We start from the raw sequence: 18,698 nt of genomic DNA on the forward strand, positions 1-18,698 counted from the left end.
GAGTGCCGAAATGGGTTGAACCGTTGCGGCACTTCTTGTTTAGTAAGGAGCGAAATCAAATTAAAACGAACGTAAAACCATATTTATACGCTACCACATTGTTATTAACATTGGCAGCGACAGGTGCTTTTAATCAAACCGCAAGTGCAGATAGCAATAACCAAACGCAAGCGACCGCAATGACTACAGCTGCAAAAGATACGGATACCAAAGATCAAGCAAAGAAGGCTAAATCATCAGCATCTAGCTCATCGAGTAGTGCGAATAAGGCATCCTCAGCTGCCTCAGTTGCATCGAGTAGTGCAGATGTAATTAATGGCAGGGCAATTTCTTATGCGAGTGCAAGTGTGGATGTAAATGCCCAAACGATTAATACAATGAATAGCTTTGTTGCTAAAAATCCAGACGTAGTTGATTCGACTTGGAACCAAAATTTCCATTTTAATGCCTCCGATGGATATTCAAACGATATTCAATCCATGATTCCCCACTATAATAGTGATGGATCAGTGGAATACTGGGATATTTACTATCTAGCACAGCCACTCGCTAAGGTGCAAGGGGTCCAATACGAATGGAAGCACATGGTAACGACTGATTTTAAGACCTTTAGGGACTTTGATCCATCGAATCGCTTTAGTATTAATAACGTTGCAATTCCTGATAAATACTATACTAATAGTACTAACGGGACTTCATTTCAAGTAGCTGACACTAATCTCAACGGCCTACCTTGGGGGGCAGCAGCTTCTGGAACGGTCTTGAACAATGATGGTCATTTTACAAAGGATGAATACGGCAACACCATTTTAAAAGATGCTAAACTAGCTTATTTTACTAACTTTTCTGGTGGCCAGACCATCTTCTTAGCGTACAGTAACAATGATGGCCAGTTCCATCCATACGGGCCAACCCCAGTTATGGATCCTAAAAAGATCGATGGACTGCAGACTAAGGATGATTTTAGAGATCCATACGTTACTAGACTCAAAAACGGTAATTTTGTTGCTTACGTTGCTGGTGGATTAGACGATCGGATGTATGTATTAACTAGTTCTGATGGGTTAAATTGGGATTATCATCCTGAATACACAATTGACCTAACTGGTTATCATGTGTCTGAAATGCCAGTTATTAAGGAAGTTAGTGGGCAACCAATGATGTTCTTTATTGCCGGAAGTAAGGACTATACTGGTAACCAAAGTGGTAGTTATGTATTAACCGGTTCATATAACTCTGATGGGATTTTTGTTAAGGATTCCGATTCTAAGGTTACGAAGATGGATGATGGGTTTGATAACTTTGCTGCTAACTACACCTCAGTGAACTCCAATAAGTTAATTTCAATGGCTTGGTTAGGCAATTGGACTTATTCACCGAACCTTTTCAACTATAATAACATTAACCACTTTGGTAGTTATACGCTAGCACGGACGATTACCTATAAGAATGGTAACTTCCTAGTCGATCCAATCGAACCCAATTCAAGTAAGATTGGCACTTACGATGTGAAGGCTAAGTCCTCATTTTCAGTGGGAACTAATAATAAGGTGGACTTAAACTTCAGTGGTAATCAAACCATTAAGCTGACAAGGCAGGATGGGACTAACAATAACGTTAATCTGCAATTAAAGGGTAAGCAATTAACGATTAGTAGGACTTGGGATATTAACAAAACGATGGATAAAACCGAAACCATTAACCTCGGGACAACGGTTAAGAATGCGGTCTTGTATGTTGATAATAGTTCGATTGAAATATACCTACCAGAAATTCATAAAATGTACACGTTAATGACGCTTAGTTATAAGCAAAATAGTGGTTATAATATGGTGGTTTCTAACGATGCAACAGTCAATTATTCAGCATTTAAGGTTGATAATCAGACCGTTACTAGTGATAACAAGCAAGCATTGTTCACGGCTGCTAAGCAACAAGCTCAAACACGTGTGAATGCCTATCAAAGTAATCTGATTCGTTCTTTTAAGGCGACCTTAAATCGGACAGAATATAAATCGGTGGCATCTTCAGTTAAAAGTCAATTACAAACGACCCTTAGCGGATTAAATGATGCGCAAACCAATGGTAGCCTTGTTAAGATTGAAAGCAAATTTACGAAATGGTTAAACAATCTCTCTGCTAAAGTTGCGAACAACGTAAAACAAATTACCCTGAAAAAGGGAGCTAAACTTTACACGAATCCGAATGGGAGTAAATTTAGCGTAATAAGTAAAAAATCTAAGGGCGTAGCAGTCCAAAAGATGGTTAATATTAATGGCCAATACTGGTATCAAGTAAAGGTTAATAATAAGGTTGGCTACGTTACTAAATAAAAAAGACCGCTAAATGCGGTCTTTTTTATTTACTTGTTAAAAGTGTCGTTTTCGACGGAACGAATAAAGTCTGCCAAGTGTTTGTAATAAACGGGGGCATTATCGATCATGTGGTGGTGTCCACCTTCTGGTGTTGAAACGAATTGGGCGTTTGGAATCATTTTGGCCATTCGTTTTCCAGTCTCAATCGGCATGGATTCGTGTTCACCAAACGTAACCAGTGTGGGGACGTGATTATCCTTTAAGTGATCAGTATTATGCCATTCACCTAATTTACCAGTGATCACAAATTCATTGTCACCTTGGAAAGCATTGTAAATAGTGGTATTAGCGGTGCTAGTCAAGTGTGAAATGGCAGGCGGTTGTTTTCTATCAATGTAGCCGCGGTTAAGCTTATCAACGTCATTTTGATAACGTTCATTATCATAATCATTGTTAGCTTCACATTCCTTCATGAATGCTAATTCGGTTGGTGAAAATTCCCGTTCACGAATTTGATTTAAATGCTTAGTATAATCATCAATTTCATCGACCATCGAAGAAATGATTGCACCCTTGAGGTGTTCACCGAAGTTTTGGGCGTATAGTTGGACCAACAACCCACCCCATGATTGGCCAATTAAGTAGAACTTATCGATCCCTAGCTTTTGACGGACTTCTTCGACTTCATTTAAAAAGTAGTCGTAGGTCAATACTTTTTTAGCGACTTCTGGGTCATCAAAATCGGGAGAATCAGAGTACCACGATCCTAGTTGATCATACATGTGGACTTGAACTGATAGCCCCTGTTTTCTTAATTGTTCAGCAGTGTCTTCCCAGTATTCATGATTGCCACCAGGCCCACCATGTAAAGCGAGCAGGTGAATTGACCCGGTGCCTGAAGTATGGGTCCAAAGATGGTACCCGTTATCTAAGGTAATGATTTTAGTGCCTGGTTTCATTTAAAGTCCCCATTTCTAATTATTTAATTATTATCTTACCACTTTTTAATCTTTTTTGTGAAGCAGGGGCACTGTAATTGAGGATTGATTAGTGTTTAGGTGGTAGCTTACGCCCATTGTACCGCGTACGGTCATCGATAGATCAGTTGCATATACAACTAGGCCAAGTTTTCGACCTGCGGGGATGGTATAGAAAGTTGGTTGTAGCTCGAAGGATAAATTGTAGTATTGGTTGGCCTTGAGTTCGTTGACGCGGTAACTATTTTGTCGATTTTGCATGTTCAAATGGCCAATTGAAATCATCTTGAACGGGGTCGGATTGTCTTGGAGCGTAAATTCCTTCAAGGAGTCCTTCGTCCATTGGTAACCAGCATTAATTACGTTCAAGCCAAGCGTGGTTGGGTGGACGTTCAATCGCTTAGCATCACCATAGTCAATCAGCATAGCACTCACTAACCCGACGTTATGGTCACTGGCCATCGTGAGGTCTAATTTAACCTTACCATCGATGGTGATTGAATTTTGAAGGGGCTTAGATTGAAAAATTAACCGCGTATTAGCGATGGGCGAATTGCTTGTGGCAACTAGGTCGTTCAACCACTGATCATATTGCCCAGTTTTTTCATTCTTAGTGTATTGAGCCATTTGTTCGGCACTGAGTTGATCCTTAAAGGATGGGGTAACGTGGTCGTAAGGATGGCTAATTTGATTTTGATCGTTCAAATTAATTTGTTTAGTTACTTGGTTACTACTCCAGTCCGTTAGTTGATGCCAAGTAGCTGGTTTGACGTTATCTTGAATCGTAACCGAAGGAATCAAGTCGTTTGCCGAATTGTCGACATCGAGAAGTTTGTTGGATAACCATAGGTTCATCATGTCAGTAAAATCGAGCGATTGAAAGTTATTGATATAGATGTGTTGCCCTTGGTGCAAGAATAGTTTGGTTTCAACGGGGACCTTTTTTAATGCTTGATAGAGATTTTCCACATTGCGCGGTTTGACATTCCAATCGTTCAGCCCATGAACTAATACCATGTCGGCCTTAATGTTTTGCACCTGTTTAAGGTAGTTTCTTGCATCCCAGAATTGATTATAGTTACCAGTGGTTCGATCTTGTTCCCTGGTAATATCAGCAAGCTGGCTTTGCCACTTATTCTTGATGCGGTAATAATCACCTGCTTTTTGTTCCCGACTGAACGTTTCTTCGGCTAATACATCGGCATCTTCACCTTGAAATCCACCAGGGGCTACGACAAGCCCGTTTTCGCGGTAGTAATCATACCAGTTTGAAATGGCTGCTTCTGAGATACAGGTTTTAAGGCCTTCGACTCCGGTCGTAGCCGCAGCGGTTTGTAAGGTCCCAAGGTATGAGCGCCCCGTCATCCCAATGTGGTGATTGGACCACCAAGCTTCGATCTTGACTTCTCCACAACGGTTAGTAAATGCGTTGCGCTTACCATCCAACCATTCAATGATGGCCGTAGTTGAAAGGGTTTCAGCATGATCACCAGTGGTTCGCAATCCATCAGAATCCTTAGTCCCGATCCCAGCAGCATACACCACCGCAAAGCCCCGTGCTAAGAAATAGTTGTTCAATGTGTATCCCCAACCGTTATTAAAGTGTTCTTCGGCATGTTTAGTCGTCTTCCCGTTGCCAGGTCGCTTAGCAGGTAGTGGCTTATTGATTGGCTGACTTTCAATATCTGATAATTCTAATTGGTTCGGCTCTTTCCGTGCAATCGGTTGGTCAACCCGATGGGTCAATTTAGCCCCCGCAATATCATTGGTCCCTTGATCATATGGACTCGCAGTGTAGAGCGTCGGGACCTTTAAACCATGTTCAGTTTCTGATGGTCTAATGACGTGTGCCATTAATAGATCGCGCTTGCCATCGTTGTCGGTATCTAGATCAGATTCAATATAAACGACTTCGCGAATTAAATGGTCAGTATTAAAAACTGGTTGGGTCTTGCCGTTGAAAATTAGCGGCTTTGGAAGATCAGGAAACTGTGCTAGATAACCATTTGATGCTAGATCATCGAGGTAGGTCTGCCCGAACTTAGTGTGGGTATTTAACAATTGATACCACGCCGTGATGAGCGTTTTAGAATCAAATGGACTTGTTTGCTGCTCTGGCAGCGGCAGGTTAAATTCTCGCCACTTTACTAGTGGGTTTGCAAGTGAAAAATCTTCGTTGGTTTGAAAATGTAATAATTGCAACGCCAGGTTATAAAAATTAGTTTGGGTAACGGGGCCATTTTGTTTAAAAAAACTGCTGGCGTCTTGTTTTTCATCAACCATTAGGTCGAAAAGTGCAATTTGTTTGCTAGTATTCGTGCGGTAATTAACGAGGACCCGATTTAAAAAACTGTGCAGGAGTTCTTTGACGGGGAGTTGCTCATTTTCAGCATCTAAGAATCTAATCGTATGTAATTCCGTAACGATTTTCGGAAATTCAGTGGGAACTAAAGCAAATTGATGGTTTTTCATCTAAAAACCTCCTATGATTTGTTATAATTAAAATAGATATTAACAAAATTATGAATTAAAAATAATAAAATAACAATAGAAAGGGTGGATAATTTATGAAAACAGAATTAGATGGTGGTGCCATCGTGTATCGGATGGTTGAAAACCATCCTGAATATTTATTGTTGAAGAGTGCCACTAGTAATTTTTGGGGGTTCCCCAAGGGGCATCTAGAAGGCGCTGAAAGTTATGAGGCCGCTGCAATTCGGGAGGCCAAAGAAGAAACTGATTTGGATATTAAATTGGATACTCAATTCAATCATGACCTAGAATATGATATGAATAACGGCAACCATAAAGTCGTTAAATTTTTTATTTCTGAAGTGGCTGCTAATTCAAATATCACTAGGCAAGAAGCAGAAATTAGTAATTATGGTTGGTTCGATTATGAACAGGCACGTCAACAATTAACTTATGACAACTTAAAAATGTTACTAGACGTAGCAAATAAATATCTGACTAAATAGTGGGTGGAGCGATATGAAAAAGATGGTGCTAGTAATTACAGGAGCAGCCGGGAGCGGAAAGACGACGATTTGTAAGTACATCTGTGCCAAATATAAGTTACCTAAGGTGGTGACCCATACCACTAGGACCCCACGTAAGGGTGAGCAGAATGGTGTTGATTATTACTTTGAAAACGACGCCAGTTTTGCTCAAAAACATTTTTTAGAATCAGTTCATTATTCTGGTGCTCAGTATGGTTCTTCAATGGAAGGCATATCAGAAGCTTGGAAATCGGCTCCGCTCGCGTGCATTGTTTTAGATACTAAGGGAGCGATCGAATATCAAAATAAGCTCGGTGACCAGGTAGTAATAATGTATTTAACTGTGAATAACGGGCAAAATAGTTCGGAAGCACTTCGTAAACGCATGGAAGGACGGGGCGATGACCCAGCTAAAATTGCCATTCGGCTGCAAAGCGCTGAGAATCAACGTGATCAACAGCTTCCTCCTGAATTAAAGGATCATGCAGTGGTGATTCAAAATAACGAATTGTCAGCTGCTAAACATAGCGTAGATGCATTTATGATGCGCCTACTGAATAAATTGAAAAGTTATTAATCTTTAATGCTTACTTAACAAATCCTTTATAAATATCTGGTAGGATGATTCTTATTAACTTGAAATGAAATCGGGATGATTTAAAATGGATAAACGAACTCCGCCAATCATTACGCCATTCGCAATCCTATCAATTGCATTGGCAATGAGTGCGGTCAATATCGTAAACAATAAGGTAACCCATACTAACGAAGGCGCACCCGTCCAAAGTTCTTCAATTAGTGGGTTTCATCAAAGTAGTGACAGTAGTAATAAGGATGCCCCTAAGGATAAGAACAAGGACTCAAGTAGTGACTCTAGTAGTAATGATAGTACTGATAGCTCCGCTAGTTCTAGTTCTGATAGCAATAAGGACACCACTAGTAGCAGTGATCAATCCAGTACGAATCGTACGGATTCTAGTTCCAGCAGCAAGGAAGAAAGCGATAGCAGTAGTTCTTCTAGCTCTAGTTCTAGTAATGATAATCAAAAAACAGACACCAACAATGACACTACTGATAACACCCAATCATCTAGCAGTAGTGATCAAACACAAAATAATTAGGGGGTAAAATTGATGTTTACTTTTTTAGATGCAGTGAATCAATATCTGGGGTACATTAATTTTAGTCCCAAATTAAAAAATCAAATTTATACAGTTGTTGGTGGGGTGGCCACTGCCTACATGATATATGCAGGGATTCGGTTCTTGATTAACGGAGTGGTCCTACAGGGGATTTTATTCTTGATCGTGGGACTATTGATGTTGTACTTCTTATTTTTAAATGTGGTGTACTTCTTTACTAAATATAAAGCCCCATTTGATATTTCGCCTAAAATTGAAAAGCTATTTAGGATCAAGCCCCGTCAACCCCAAGCTGGTGTTTCAACGAAGCCAGTGATCGATGACATTCAAAATCCCCTTAATATTCCAATGGATGGCTTTTATGACCCTAAGCATGTCTTACCAGCAAGGGTGGTCAGTAACGCTAGTGATTTAAAAAATATTAACATGATTGCCCATGACATGCTTACGAACTCACTAATGACCGATAATTATGCAGGACTAACGGAACAAGAATTAAGTAATTATTTAAGTCGGAGTCGTAAACCAGCTTATGCGATTTGTGCAGGGGCGTTAGTTCCCCACTTTAGTTTGAAGCGGGTGGGGCAAAAATACGTTGCCTATGCTGGAATAAACCAAGCCCATTTACTGCAGGTTGGAACCGTTGTGCGGGTAGGGCTACAATCTGCTCGTAATTTAAATCCAGATCGGATTCAACTATTTGCCGCATCAGCCATTTTAGTTGGTGGTAATTATAAGACCAGTGGCCGTTCGGGAACGATTGATCAAAAACAGGGGTATCAAATTCAGATGCGGATCGCATTCAATCAATAAAATAAAGCGTCGCTTAGAGGGGATCTAAGCGACGCTTTATTTTATTTTTGAACGTATTGATCAAATCGATTAATTTCTTCCGCTGACATTTCAACGGTTAGCTTAGTGCCATCGTCAACGTATTTGGTATCTAATACGGTAGCGTGGTCGTTTAACTCTGAAACGATTTGGCCATCGCTGAATGGGATCAGTAATTCCTTAGTAACGTAGTTTTTAAAAACATTTTCCTTAATTAGCGCTACTAAAGCGTCGATCGATTGCTCGTCATTAGCGGACATAATTAAGTTATTTCCTTCTCTGAATGGGTATCGACTATCAGTTAAATCCGCCTTGTTCATGATGGTGATCATTGGGATGTTAGGGACCCCAATTTCTTCGAGGGTCTGTTCGGTCGTGTTCATCATTAATTGGCGATCGTCATCTGAAAAATCAACCACTTGAACTAATAGATCCGCACCAGCAGCTTCTGCCAAGGTTGAGCGGAATGCGCTGACTAACTGGTGGGGCAGCTTACTAACGAATCCAACGGTATCACTGATCAAGAGTTTTTTATGATCTGGGAAAACTAACCGCCGAACGTTGGTATCTAGGGTGGCGAATAGCATATTCTTGACCATGACCTGCTTATTTTCGTCTCCAAAGCGGGTGAGGAGTTTGTTCATAATCGTTGATTTACCGGCATTGGTATACCCAACTAGCGCGATGGTGGGAACTTGATTCGCTTCCCGTTGTTTTCGCTGGGTCTGGTCTGATTTTTGAATCTGCTTTAATTCATGTTTAATGTGGGAAATTTTATCTTGAATGGTCCGCCGATTCAATTCATATTGTGATTCACCAGCTCCCCGACTGGTAAAGCCGCCCCCACCTGCACCTGTTTGTTGATCTAATCGTTGACTAGCACTGGTGTGGAGTCTGGGTAGTTGGTATTGTAATTTGGCCAATTGGACTTGCAGCTTAGCTTCGTGGGTGCGGGCACGGTTGGCGAAAATTTCCAAAATCAAACCGGTGCGATCAATGATTTTAGCCGTGGTTTGTTTTTCTAGGTTACGGATTTGACTGGGGCTGAGTTCATCGTTTACCACAACGGTATTGACACCGTCGTCAGCTAAAATGGTGGCTAGTTCAGCGACTTTCCCCTTACCAAAGTAGGTAGCAGCATCCTTATGGTCAGATTTTTGAACTAGTGTTTCAATTACTTGCATGTTATTAGCAGTTGCTAGGTTGTTCAATTCATCCATGGAGTAATCAAAATGTTTATCTTTGATGTTTAGGCCAATCGTAATAACTGGTGTTAATTCTTTTTCTTCGTTCATTAAATGCCTCCTGAAATTAATAATACTTCTATTTTAGTCTAGATTATATAATTTCCCAACTATTTGTTGTTGATTAATTTTATCTGTGAGTATATCGTTGATTTTCATCAATAATTAATTTAACATTAATGATAAACTAAATTGGAAATGGGGAATTGTAAAATGGATAATCGGATTGAGGAGACCCGCGCAGCAATGCATAAGGCGGGGGTAAATGGTTTAATTATAACGGATGTTTTTAATTTAATTTACCTCGCTGGATTTCATAGCTTACCAGGTGATGGGTGTTTAGTGATTAATGATGACCGCGTGGTGTTGATCACCGATAGTCGTTATGAAACTGAGATGTCAGAACGATTAGCTGATTCGCCCATTGAACTAGAAATTACGCGTGATTACTATGAGACTGCATATAGTGAGTTGGCAGATACCGCTGGTACAATCGGTTTTGAAAACTCACTTAGTTTTGCTACATACCAAATCTTACAATCAGAATTTGGAACCAGATTGACCGCAGTTGACCAATTAGTAGAAAAATTACGCTACGTTAAGGATCCGAGTGAAATTAATGCGATTAAAAAGAGTTGTCAATTGGCAGATGAAGCCTATTCAGCAATGTTGCACTACGTTCACGCTGGATTGACTGAACGTGATGTGGAGCGCTTCTTGTATGACTGGTTAACTGGGCATGGTGCTAGTAAACCTAGCTTTGATACGATTGTGGTAAGTGGTTATCGCTCTGCATTGCCGCATGGAGTGGCATCTGAAAAGAAGATTCAAGAGGGCGAATTGGTGACCGTTGATTTTGGCTTTTACTATCATGACTATACATTTGACATGACTAGGACGTTTGCGGTTGGCGATCCCGGTGATGAACTGCGGAAAGCATATGCAGTGGTTCAAGAGGCGCAATCACGAATGATCCAAGCGATGCATAGTGGTGTTGATACTCGAATTGTAGATGCAGCGGCCCGTGATTACATTGCAGAACAAGGATATGGCGATTTCTTTGGCCATGGTAGTGGTCATGGTATTGGGTTAGACATCCATGAAGGACCACTGATGGGGCCTAATCGTAAGAACCAAATTTTTGATGGATATGTGATGACCGCTGAACCAGGTATCTATTTACCAGGTAAGGGTGGAATTCGAATTGAAGATGATGTGTTGATCAAGGGCGATAGTTTCGAATTATTGACCCATAGTAATCGAGATTTAATAGTGATTGATTAATATTAATGGGAACGACCTAATTTGATTTTAATTTTAGGTCGTTTTTTATTTACCTTAAATCACTGTTTAATCAGCGTTTTAATTACCCATCAATGGATTTAAAAGTGGATTATTTTAAAATAAATTAAAATAAAATGTGTAAATGTGTTGATTTTAATTTGTTTTTAATTTATTATTGAAAGTGCTTTTAATTCACAAGGGGGAATTTACATATGAAAGTAAAAATGTTTACAAAGGTCGGAAGTGTGGCTTTGATTGCTGCCTTTGGACTAGCTGCCTGTAGTAGTGGCAGTTCCAACAGCGGTTCAGGAAATACAAAGACGTTAACGTTTCAAGAATCAGCTAATTTACCTACCCTAGATCCATCATTAGCCACTGATAGTGTCAGTGCACGGACGATTAATAATAGTAACGAAGGGTTATTAATGATTGGGAGCGACAATAAGGTCGAACCAGGGGTTGCTAAATCATATTCCGTATCAAAAGATGGAAAAACATATACGTTTAACTTACGTAAATCAAAGTGGAGTGATGGTTCCGAAGTCACAGCAAAGGATTTCGTTTACGGAATCCAAAGAACTGCTAACCCTAAGACGGCATCTCAATATTCTTATTTGTTAGATCATGTTAAAAATTATGATGCTATTTCTAAGAAACAAATGCCAGTTTCAGACTTAGGTGTGAAGGCAGAAGGCGATTACAAGCTGGTTGTTACGCTATCCAAGCCACAGAGTTACTTTAAATACATCGCAACAATGACACCACTCTTCCCACAATCACAAAAGGTAGTGGAAAAGGATGGCTCAGCTTATGGAACTAAGAGTACTGATCAAGTTTACAATGGTCCTTATAAAGTAACTGGTTGGACTGGGACCAACGATAGCTGGAAGCTTACTCGTAATAAATACTACTATAATAATAGTAAGACCAAGCTTGATAATATTAAATTTGTGGTTTCAAAGGATGCAGAGACTACGCTAAATCAATATCAAGATGGTAAGTTTGATATCGCGACCCTTTCTGGAAAACAACAGGTTAATAACTTCAAGAATTCATCTGAATTAAAGAAGTTACCACAATCAGCTACTTACTATGTTGAAATGAACGAAAAGAAGGATCCAGAATTCAAGAATGCCAACATCAGAAAGGCTCTTTCATTAGCCATTGATAGAAAGTCATTGACTGATGATGTCTTAGGTGACGGTTCCATTCCTGCCAAGGGGTTAGTACCAACTAAATTGGCTACCCATAACGGAACTGACTTTGCTGATGCCGCTGAAGATTCTAACCAAACCACTAATGACGTTTCATACAACCTAGCAGAAGCTAAGAAGTACTGGGCAAAGGGACTAAAGGAAATTGGTAAGAAGAGTTTGAGCTTGACTTTACTTGCTGATGATACTCCTAACGGGACTAAGACGACCGAAGCTTTGCAAAGTAACCTTACTAAGTTGCCAGGACTGAAAATTACTAACCAAAACTTACCTTACAAGACCCGTTTGAACTACTCAGTTAGCGGTAAGTTTGACTTAGTTGTTAGTGCTTGGATTGCTGATTATCCTGATCCAGTAACGTTCTTACAACTCTTTACTTCTGGTAACGCATACAACAATGGAAAGTGGAGCAATTCTAAGTACGATTCATTGATGGATGCAGCAGAAGGAAAAGATGCAAATGATACTAACAAACGTTGGGATGACATGGTGAATGCTGAAAAGACATTGATGGATGATGACGGGATTATTCCGCTTTATCAATCAGTAAGACCACAGGTACAAAAGAGTTTTGTTAAGGGAATTCAATACTCACCAACCGGAGCTGGATTTAATTTCAGAGAAACTTATCTTAAATAGTAAAATCCGAACGATCCTAAAATGATTTAATTTTAGGATCGTTTTTTGTTTCTTTTAGACAATCGTTCAATCGTTGTTATACCGATTATTATCCTATCTGATGAGCGTTCTTTCTGAAACTTACATTAAAATAAAATGTGAAAAGGTATTGATTTTAACCTAAAATTAATTTATGATTATAAATACTTAAAGTTTTGAAATTACGCCATTCAATCAATGATTGGTGCAAGGGGGATTTTTAAAATGAAGTTAAAGACACTAGCAAAGGTTGGGAGCGTGACACTAGTTACCGCACTGGGTTTAGCAGCCTGTGGAAGCGGTAGTAGTAGCAGCGAATCCGGCAGTACTAAGACTTTAAATTGGCAGGAATCTGCTACGCTACCTACTTTGGATCCATCAAAGGCTACCGATGCCGTAAGTATGCGAACACTGAGTAACAGTAATGAAGGGTTATTAATGGTTGGAAGCGATAATAAAATTCAACCAGGAGTGGCCAAGAGCTACACGGTTTCTAAGGATGGAAAGACTTATACATTTGACCTACGTAAGTCCAAGTGGAGCGATGGTTCAGAAGTAACTGCTAAGGATTTCGTTTATGGAATTCAAAGAACTGCTGATCCTAAAACGGCTTCTCAATATTCCTATCTATTAGACCACGTTAAGAACTATGAAGCGGTTTCTAAAAAGCAAATGCCTGTTTCATCACTTGGTGTTAAGGCGGATGGTAATTACAAGCTTGTAATTACACTTTCTAGACCACAAAGTTACTTCAAGTACATTGCTGCAATGTCACCATTATTCCCACAATCTGAAAAGGCTGTTAAAGAATATGGTGCTGCTTATGGAACTAAGAGTGCCGACCAAGTTTATAACGGCCCTTACAAGGTGACGGGCTGGACTGGGACTAACGATTCCTGGATTTTGACTCGGAATAAGGATTACTACAATAACAGTAAGATCAAGTTAGATAAAATTAAATTCTCTGTATCTAAGGATGCTGGAACAACTTTGAACCAATACCAAGCTGGCAAGTTTGACGTTGCAACGCTATCAGGGAAACAACAAGTTAATAACTTCAAGAACTCTCCTGAACTACATGATTTGAAGACGGCGGCGACTTTCTATCTTGAAATGAACCAAAAGAACAATCCTGATTTAAGAAACGCAAACATCAGAAAAGCAATCTCATTAGCAATTAACCGTAAGGCATTTACTAATGATATCTTAGGTGATGGCTCTGTTCCTGCACAAGGATTGGTTCCAACTGGATTAGCAACACACGATGGTAAGGACTTTGCGACTGCAGCTAATAGTAATAACCAAGATACTAATGGTGTATCATACAACTTAACAGAAGCTAAGAAGTACTGGGCTAAGGGACTTAAGGAATTAGGTAAGAAGAGCATTAGCTTGAATTTACTTGCCGATGATACTCCAAACGGAACTAAGGCTACTGAAACTTTCCAAAGTAACCTAACTAAGTTACCTGGTTTGAAGATTACCAACCAAAACTTGCCATTTAAGACCCGTTTGAGTTACTCACAAAGTGGTAAATTTGATTTAGTAATCAGTGCTTGGAGTGCTGATTATCCTGATCCAATTAGTTTCCTCCAACTATTTACATCTGATGGTTCTTACAACAATGGTCACTGGAAGAATGCTAAGTATGACCAATATGTTACTGATGCAGAAGGAAAGGATGCTAACAACGTTAACAAGCGTTGGGATGACCTTGTTAATGCTGAAAAGATCTTAATGGATAACGCTGGGGTTGTACCAATTTACCAACAAGTTCAACCACAAGTTCGGAAAGACAAGGTTAAGGGACTTGAATACTCCACTACTGGAGCTAACTTCAATTTCCGTGACACATATCTTAAATAGAATTTACTATTAATATTAACCAAAAGTAATATCATGATTATATTGATATTACTTTTGCTGTTTTTAACAGAATTATTGAATTAGATTGCGAGGGAAAGCGAATGGTAAAGTATCTGAGTAAGCGGATTTTTTACTTGGTTTTAACATTGTTTATCGTAACAACGATTACGTTCTTTATGATGAAGTTGATGCCAGGAACTCCGTTAACGAATCAAGAAAAATTATCCCCATCAGAAATTCATACTATTTACCAACAATATGGGTTGGATAAGCCCGTTTGGCAACAGTACTTGAACTATCTTGGTGGAGCGGTCACTGGTAATTTTGGAACATCATTCCAATTTAGTGATCAACCAGTTTCATATTTAATTTTTAGTCGAATTGGTGCCTCAATTCAATTGGGGATTCAAGCAATGATTATTGGGGTGTTAGCCGGATTAGTCGTTGGGGCAATTGGTGCGATCAAACGGAACACGTGGATTGATACCACTACGACAATCATCTCCATTTTAGGAGTTTCGGTTCCATCATTTGTGTTGGCCGTATTACTTCAAAACTGGTTTGGATTGCAATTGCGTTGGTTCCCAATCGCTGAATGGGGTGGCCCAATTTACACGGTGCTACCAACTTTAGCGTTAGCAGCATTGCCATTTGCGGAAACGGCACGGTTCATGCGGACTGAAATGATTGATGTTTTAAGCTCCGATTACATTGAATTAGCGAAGGCTAAAGGATTCAGCCAAACGGGAATCATTTACCACCATGCGCTTAGAAATAGTTTGATTCCAATTATTACCATCATTGGACCGTTGTCAGTAAACATCATGACTGGTTCGATGGTAGTTGAAAACATTTTTTCGATTCCAGGAATTGGGGAACAATTTGTTAAGTCGATCCTGACTAATGATTACCCCACCATCATGGGATTAACGATCATGTACAGTTTTATGCTCTGTGTAGTGTTATTACTTACTGATATCGTTTACGGAATTATTGATCCTAGAATTAGAATTACAGGAAAGAAGGGTTAGTCGATGGCAGATAAAGAAACTCAACAATTACCAGCTGATGCGTTTGATCGTCTTCCTGACGGTGCGCATTTAGATAGTGAAAAAATTGCTGCGCCATCATTGACCTTTTTGCAAGATTCATGGCGACGGTTAAAACAAAACAAGGCAGCAATGGTTTCACTTTGGATTTTAGTAATTCTCTTCGTATTAGCATTTGGTTCTATGATTTGGTCTCCAGCCAATCCGAATGCTACCAACCCTGGGCATGCTAATTTACCACCACGGATTCCATTCTTAGAATTTATCCCTGGGTTTAATGGGACCCTAGTTCAAAGTGGCGAACGGGTGAATGCATATGCACAAGCCCACGTTGCTAACGGTGTGAACTACTGGTTAGGGACTGACTACCTTGGTCGGGATCTTCTTTCTCGGATCCTCTATGGGACGCGAATTTCATTGACGATTGCGCTTGTGGCCACTTTCTTTGATTTAACAATCGGGATTGCTTATGGAATGTTCTCAGGTCTTAAGGGTGGAGCCGTTGATAACGTTATGCAACGGATCATTGAAATCATGCTCTCAATTCCAAACTTGATCGTAATGGTATTATTGATCTTGATCTTGAAGCCAGGAATGCCTGCAATTATCATTGCGATTGCGTTCACTAGTTGGATTAACATGGCACGTTTAATTCGGGCTCAGACTTTGGAATTAAAAGACCAAGAATTTGTGTTAGCTGCACGGACCCTTGGGGAAAGTCAATGGAAGATCGCAACGAAGCACTTGCTTCCAAACTTATCAAGTGTGATTATCATTAATACGATGTTCACGATTCCAAATGCGATCTTCTTCGAAGCATTCCTTTCCTACATTGGGATCGGGATTTCAGCACCAAAGGCTTCGTTGGGGACGTTGATCAACAACGGGCAACAAAACTTCCAGTTCTTACCATATCAAATGTGGGGACCTGCAGTTGTCCTAATTATTTTGATGCTAGCCTTTAATATCTTAGGTGACGGGATGCGTGATGCCTTTGATCCAAAATCTAGAAAGTAGGTGCTAATTTACGATGGAAAACCAAAATGATATTCTTGAAGTTCGTGATTTAAAAGTAAATTTTGATACTTACGCTGGTCAGGTCAAGGCGATCCGTGACGTTAGCTTCGATTTGAAGAAGGGTGAAACCTTAGCAATCGTTGGAGAATCTGGTTCTGGTAAAACGGTAACGACTCGAACGATTATGGGTCTAATGGCCAACAACGCCAAAATTGCTGGTGGTAGTATTAAGTATAAAGATAAGGATTTGCTCAAACTGAGTGAAAAAGAGTTAAGTGGATTGCGTGGTAATGATATTGCCGAAATTTTCCAAGATCCGATGACGTCACTTGATCCCACAATGAAGATTGGGCGCCAAGTTGCCGAACCTTTGATGATTCACCAAGGGTTGGATAGAAAAACAGCGATGGGAAAGGCATTAAAGATGCTTGAACTGGTGGGAATCACCAATGCCGAAGCGCGGATTAATGACTTTCCACACCAATTTTCTGGTGGAATGCGCCAAAGAATCGTAATTGCGATTGCGTTAGTTAATAATCCAGAAATTATCATTGCCGATGAACCTACTACTGCTTTGGATGTTACCATTCAAGCTAAAATATTGGACTTAATGAATGAATTGAAAAACAAGATCGATACTTCGATTATCTTCATTACCCATGATTTAGGGGTCGTTGCCGGAATGGCAGACCGTGTGGCGGTTATGTACGCTGGTAAAATCGTTGAATATGGAACGGTTGATGAAATTTTTTACAATCCTAAACATCCTTATACTTGGGGATTATTGAATTCAATGCCAACCATTAGTACGAAGGGCAACGAATTACCTTCGATTCCTGGGACCCCACCTGATTTGTTAGATCCACCAAAGGGGGATGCGTTCGCACCACGGAACCCATACGTCTTGAAGATCGATACATTAGAACAACCACCGTTCTTTAAGGTTTCTAATACTCATTACGCTGCCACTTGGTTATTAGATAAACGGGCACCTAAGGTAACACCACCCGAACAAATCGTAGAGCGGCAAAAAACGTACGCTAAATTAAAGGGAATTTCACTTGAAGAAGTTCAGAACGGGGGTGAATAGTAAAATGGAAAAGAAGAATGCACCGGTTATTTTAAATGTTGAACATTTAAAACAGTATTTTAACATTACTAAAAAAGATGCTGTTAGGGCTGTTGACGATATTAGCTTTCATATTTTCAAGGGGGAAACCTTTGGTCTAGTTGGTGAATCCGGTTCTGGAAAGACGACGACTGGTCGAGCAATCATTCGATTATACGAACCAACTGCCGGGAAAATTACCTTTGAAGATGAAGATGTTTCAAAGCTCAAGGGTAAACAACAACTGCAAAAGTTTCGGCGTGATATTCAAATGATTTTCCAAGATCCATACGCTTCATTGAACCCACGGATGAAGGTTCGAGACATCATTGCTGAGGGGATTGACATCAATCACCTTGCTAAGGATGAAAACGATCGTAATCAACAAGTGGATGAACTATTAGAAACGGTTGGATTAAGTAAGGAACATGCTACTCGGTATCCGCATGAATTTTCAGGTGGTCAACGGCAAAGAATCGGGATTGCACGGGCATTAGCAGTGAAACCTAAGTTTATCATTGCCGATGAACCAATTTCTGCACTAGATGTTTCGATTCAAGCCCAAGTGGTTAACCTATTAAAGAAACTCCAAAATGAACGGGATTTGACATTTCTATTCATTGCCCATGATTTATCAATGGTTAAGTACATTAGTGATCGAATTGGGGTAATGCACTACGGTAAAATGTTAGAAATTGCGGATGCAGATGAACTCTATGCGCACCCACTTCATAACTATACACGGAGTCTATTATCATCAGTGCCATTTCCAGATCCTGAATATGAACGGAATCGGAAGGTCATTGATTACGATGCTGCCGAAGAAAATGACGGTAAGGAACGCTCAATGGTTGAAGTAGCACCTGGTCATTTTATTCGTGCAAGCGAGGATGAAATTCCTGAATATAAAAAGCGTTTATCAGAAACACCATTATTTAAAGAAGTTTAGCATTAAGGTTCAATCCGAATTGGGTTGAACCTTTTTTGATACGTCA

The 18,698-nt window shown here is 39.9% G+C and carries 15 protein-coding genes; 12 read left to right on the forward strand and 3 right to left on the reverse strand.

The window, feature by feature from the left end; genetic code table 11:
* Window positions 1-2: 2 nt before the first annotated feature.
* Window positions 3-2,333: a glycoside hydrolase family protein gene (locus tag ACSVI6_RS02675; protein ID WP_491720916.1), complete on the forward strand. Its 2,331-nt coding sequence runs from the start codon at window positions 3-5 to the stop codon at window positions 2,331-2,333.
* 29 nt (window positions 2,334-2,362) lie between these two features.
* On the opposite strand, the gene ACSVI6_RS02680 is transcribed toward ACSVI6_RS02675, so the two are convergent.
* Window positions 2,363-3,274: a proline iminopeptidase-family hydrolase gene (locus tag ACSVI6_RS02680; protein ID WP_491720030.1), complete on the reverse strand. Its 912-nt coding sequence runs from the start codon at window positions 3,272-3,274 to the stop codon at window positions 2,363-2,365.
* A gap of 45 nt (window positions 3,275-3,319) precedes the next feature.
* Window positions 3,320-5,764: a Xaa-Pro dipeptidyl-peptidase gene (locus ACSVI6_RS02685; protein WP_491720031.1), complete on the reverse strand. Its 2,445-nt coding sequence runs from the start codon at window positions 5,762-5,764 to the stop codon at window positions 3,320-3,322.
* Between the two features lie 95 nt (window positions 5,765-5,859).
* Between ACSVI6_RS02685 and ACSVI6_RS02690 the strand changes: the two genes are divergently transcribed.
* The 4 genes from ACSVI6_RS02690 (at window position 5,860) to ACSVI6_RS02705 (ending at window position 8,246) form a co-directional block, all read left to right on the forward strand.
* On the forward strand, window positions 5,860-6,270 hold the full coding sequence (locus ACSVI6_RS02690; protein WP_491717183.1) for a bis(5'-nucleosyl)-tetraphosphatase: 411 nt from the start codon (window positions 5,860-5,862) through the stop codon (window positions 6,268-6,270).
* Between the two features lie 13 nt (window positions 6,271-6,283).
* Window positions 6,284-6,868 carry a guanylate kinase gene (locus ACSVI6_RS02695; RefSeq protein WP_491717184.1) on the forward strand — a complete coding sequence of 195 codons (585 nt, stop codon included), beginning with the start codon at window positions 6,284-6,286 and terminating at the stop codon, window positions 6,866-6,868.
* An 85-nt stretch (window positions 6,869-6,953) separates the two neighbouring features.
* Window positions 6,954-7,412, forward strand: a complete 459-nt coding sequence (locus ACSVI6_RS02700; RefSeq protein WP_491717185.1) for a hypothetical protein — start codon at window positions 6,954-6,956, stop codon at window positions 7,410-7,412.
* Window positions 7,413-7,424: 12 nt separating this feature from the next.
* Window positions 7,425-8,246, forward strand: coding sequence for a DUF6681 family protein (locus ACSVI6_RS02705; RefSeq protein ID WP_491717186.1), 822 nt, complete (start codon window positions 7,425-7,427; stop codon window positions 8,244-8,246).
* A 41-nt stretch (window positions 8,247-8,287) separates the two neighbouring features.
* Here ACSVI6_RS02705 and hflX read toward each other — a convergent pair whose 3' ends face one another.
* Entirely contained in the window at window positions 8,288-9,559 is a 1,272-nt protein-coding gene (gene hflX, locus ACSVI6_RS02710; protein WP_491720033.1) for a GTPase HflX, read from the reverse strand.
* Between the two features lie 162 nt (window positions 9,560-9,721).
* Between hflX and ACSVI6_RS02715 the strand changes: the two genes are divergently transcribed.
* From ACSVI6_RS02715 to ACSVI6_RS02745, 7 genes are all read left to right on the forward strand, one after another.
* The gene (locus tag ACSVI6_RS02715; RefSeq protein ID WP_491720034.1) at window positions 9,722-10,792 is read left to right on the forward strand and encodes a M24 family metallopeptidase; all 1,071 of its coding nucleotides are present in this window, start codon (window positions 9,722-9,724) and stop codon (window positions 10,790-10,792) included.
* Between the two features lie 212 nt (window positions 10,793-11,004).
* Entirely contained in the window at window positions 11,005-12,645 is a 1,641-nt protein-coding gene (locus ACSVI6_RS02720; RefSeq protein WP_491720917.1) for a peptide ABC transporter substrate-binding protein, read from the forward strand.
* A gap of 243 nt (window positions 12,646-12,888) precedes the next feature.
* Window positions 12,889-14,529, forward strand: coding sequence for a peptide ABC transporter substrate-binding protein (locus ACSVI6_RS02725; RefSeq protein WP_491720036.1), 1,641 nt, complete (start codon window positions 12,889-12,891; stop codon window positions 14,527-14,529).
* Between the two features lie 101 nt (window positions 14,530-14,630).
* Window positions 14,631-15,560, forward strand: a complete 930-nt coding sequence (opp3b, locus tag ACSVI6_RS02730; protein ID WP_491717191.1) for an oligopeptide ABC transporter permease — start codon at window positions 14,631-14,633, stop codon at window positions 15,558-15,560.
* Window positions 15,561-15,563: 3 nt separating this feature from the next.
* Window positions 15,564-16,595: an ABC transporter permease gene (locus ACSVI6_RS02735; protein ID WP_491717192.1), complete on the forward strand. Its 1,032-nt coding sequence runs from the start codon at window positions 15,564-15,566 to the stop codon at window positions 16,593-16,595.
* Between the two features lie 13 nt (window positions 16,596-16,608).
* Entirely contained in the window at window positions 16,609-17,685 is a 1,077-nt protein-coding gene (locus ACSVI6_RS02740) for an ABC transporter ATP-binding protein (RefSeq protein WP_491717193.1), read from the forward strand.
* Window positions 17,686-17,689: 4 nt separating this feature from the next.
* Window positions 17,690-18,652 carry an ABC transporter ATP-binding protein gene (locus ACSVI6_RS02745; RefSeq protein WP_491720918.1) on the forward strand — a complete coding sequence of 321 codons (963 nt, stop codon included), beginning with the start codon at window positions 17,690-17,692 and terminating at the stop codon, window positions 18,650-18,652.
* The last annotated feature ends 46 nt before the right edge of the window (window positions 18,653-18,698 follow it).

Source organism: Nicoliella sp. ESL1106 (genome assembly GCF_058509965.1).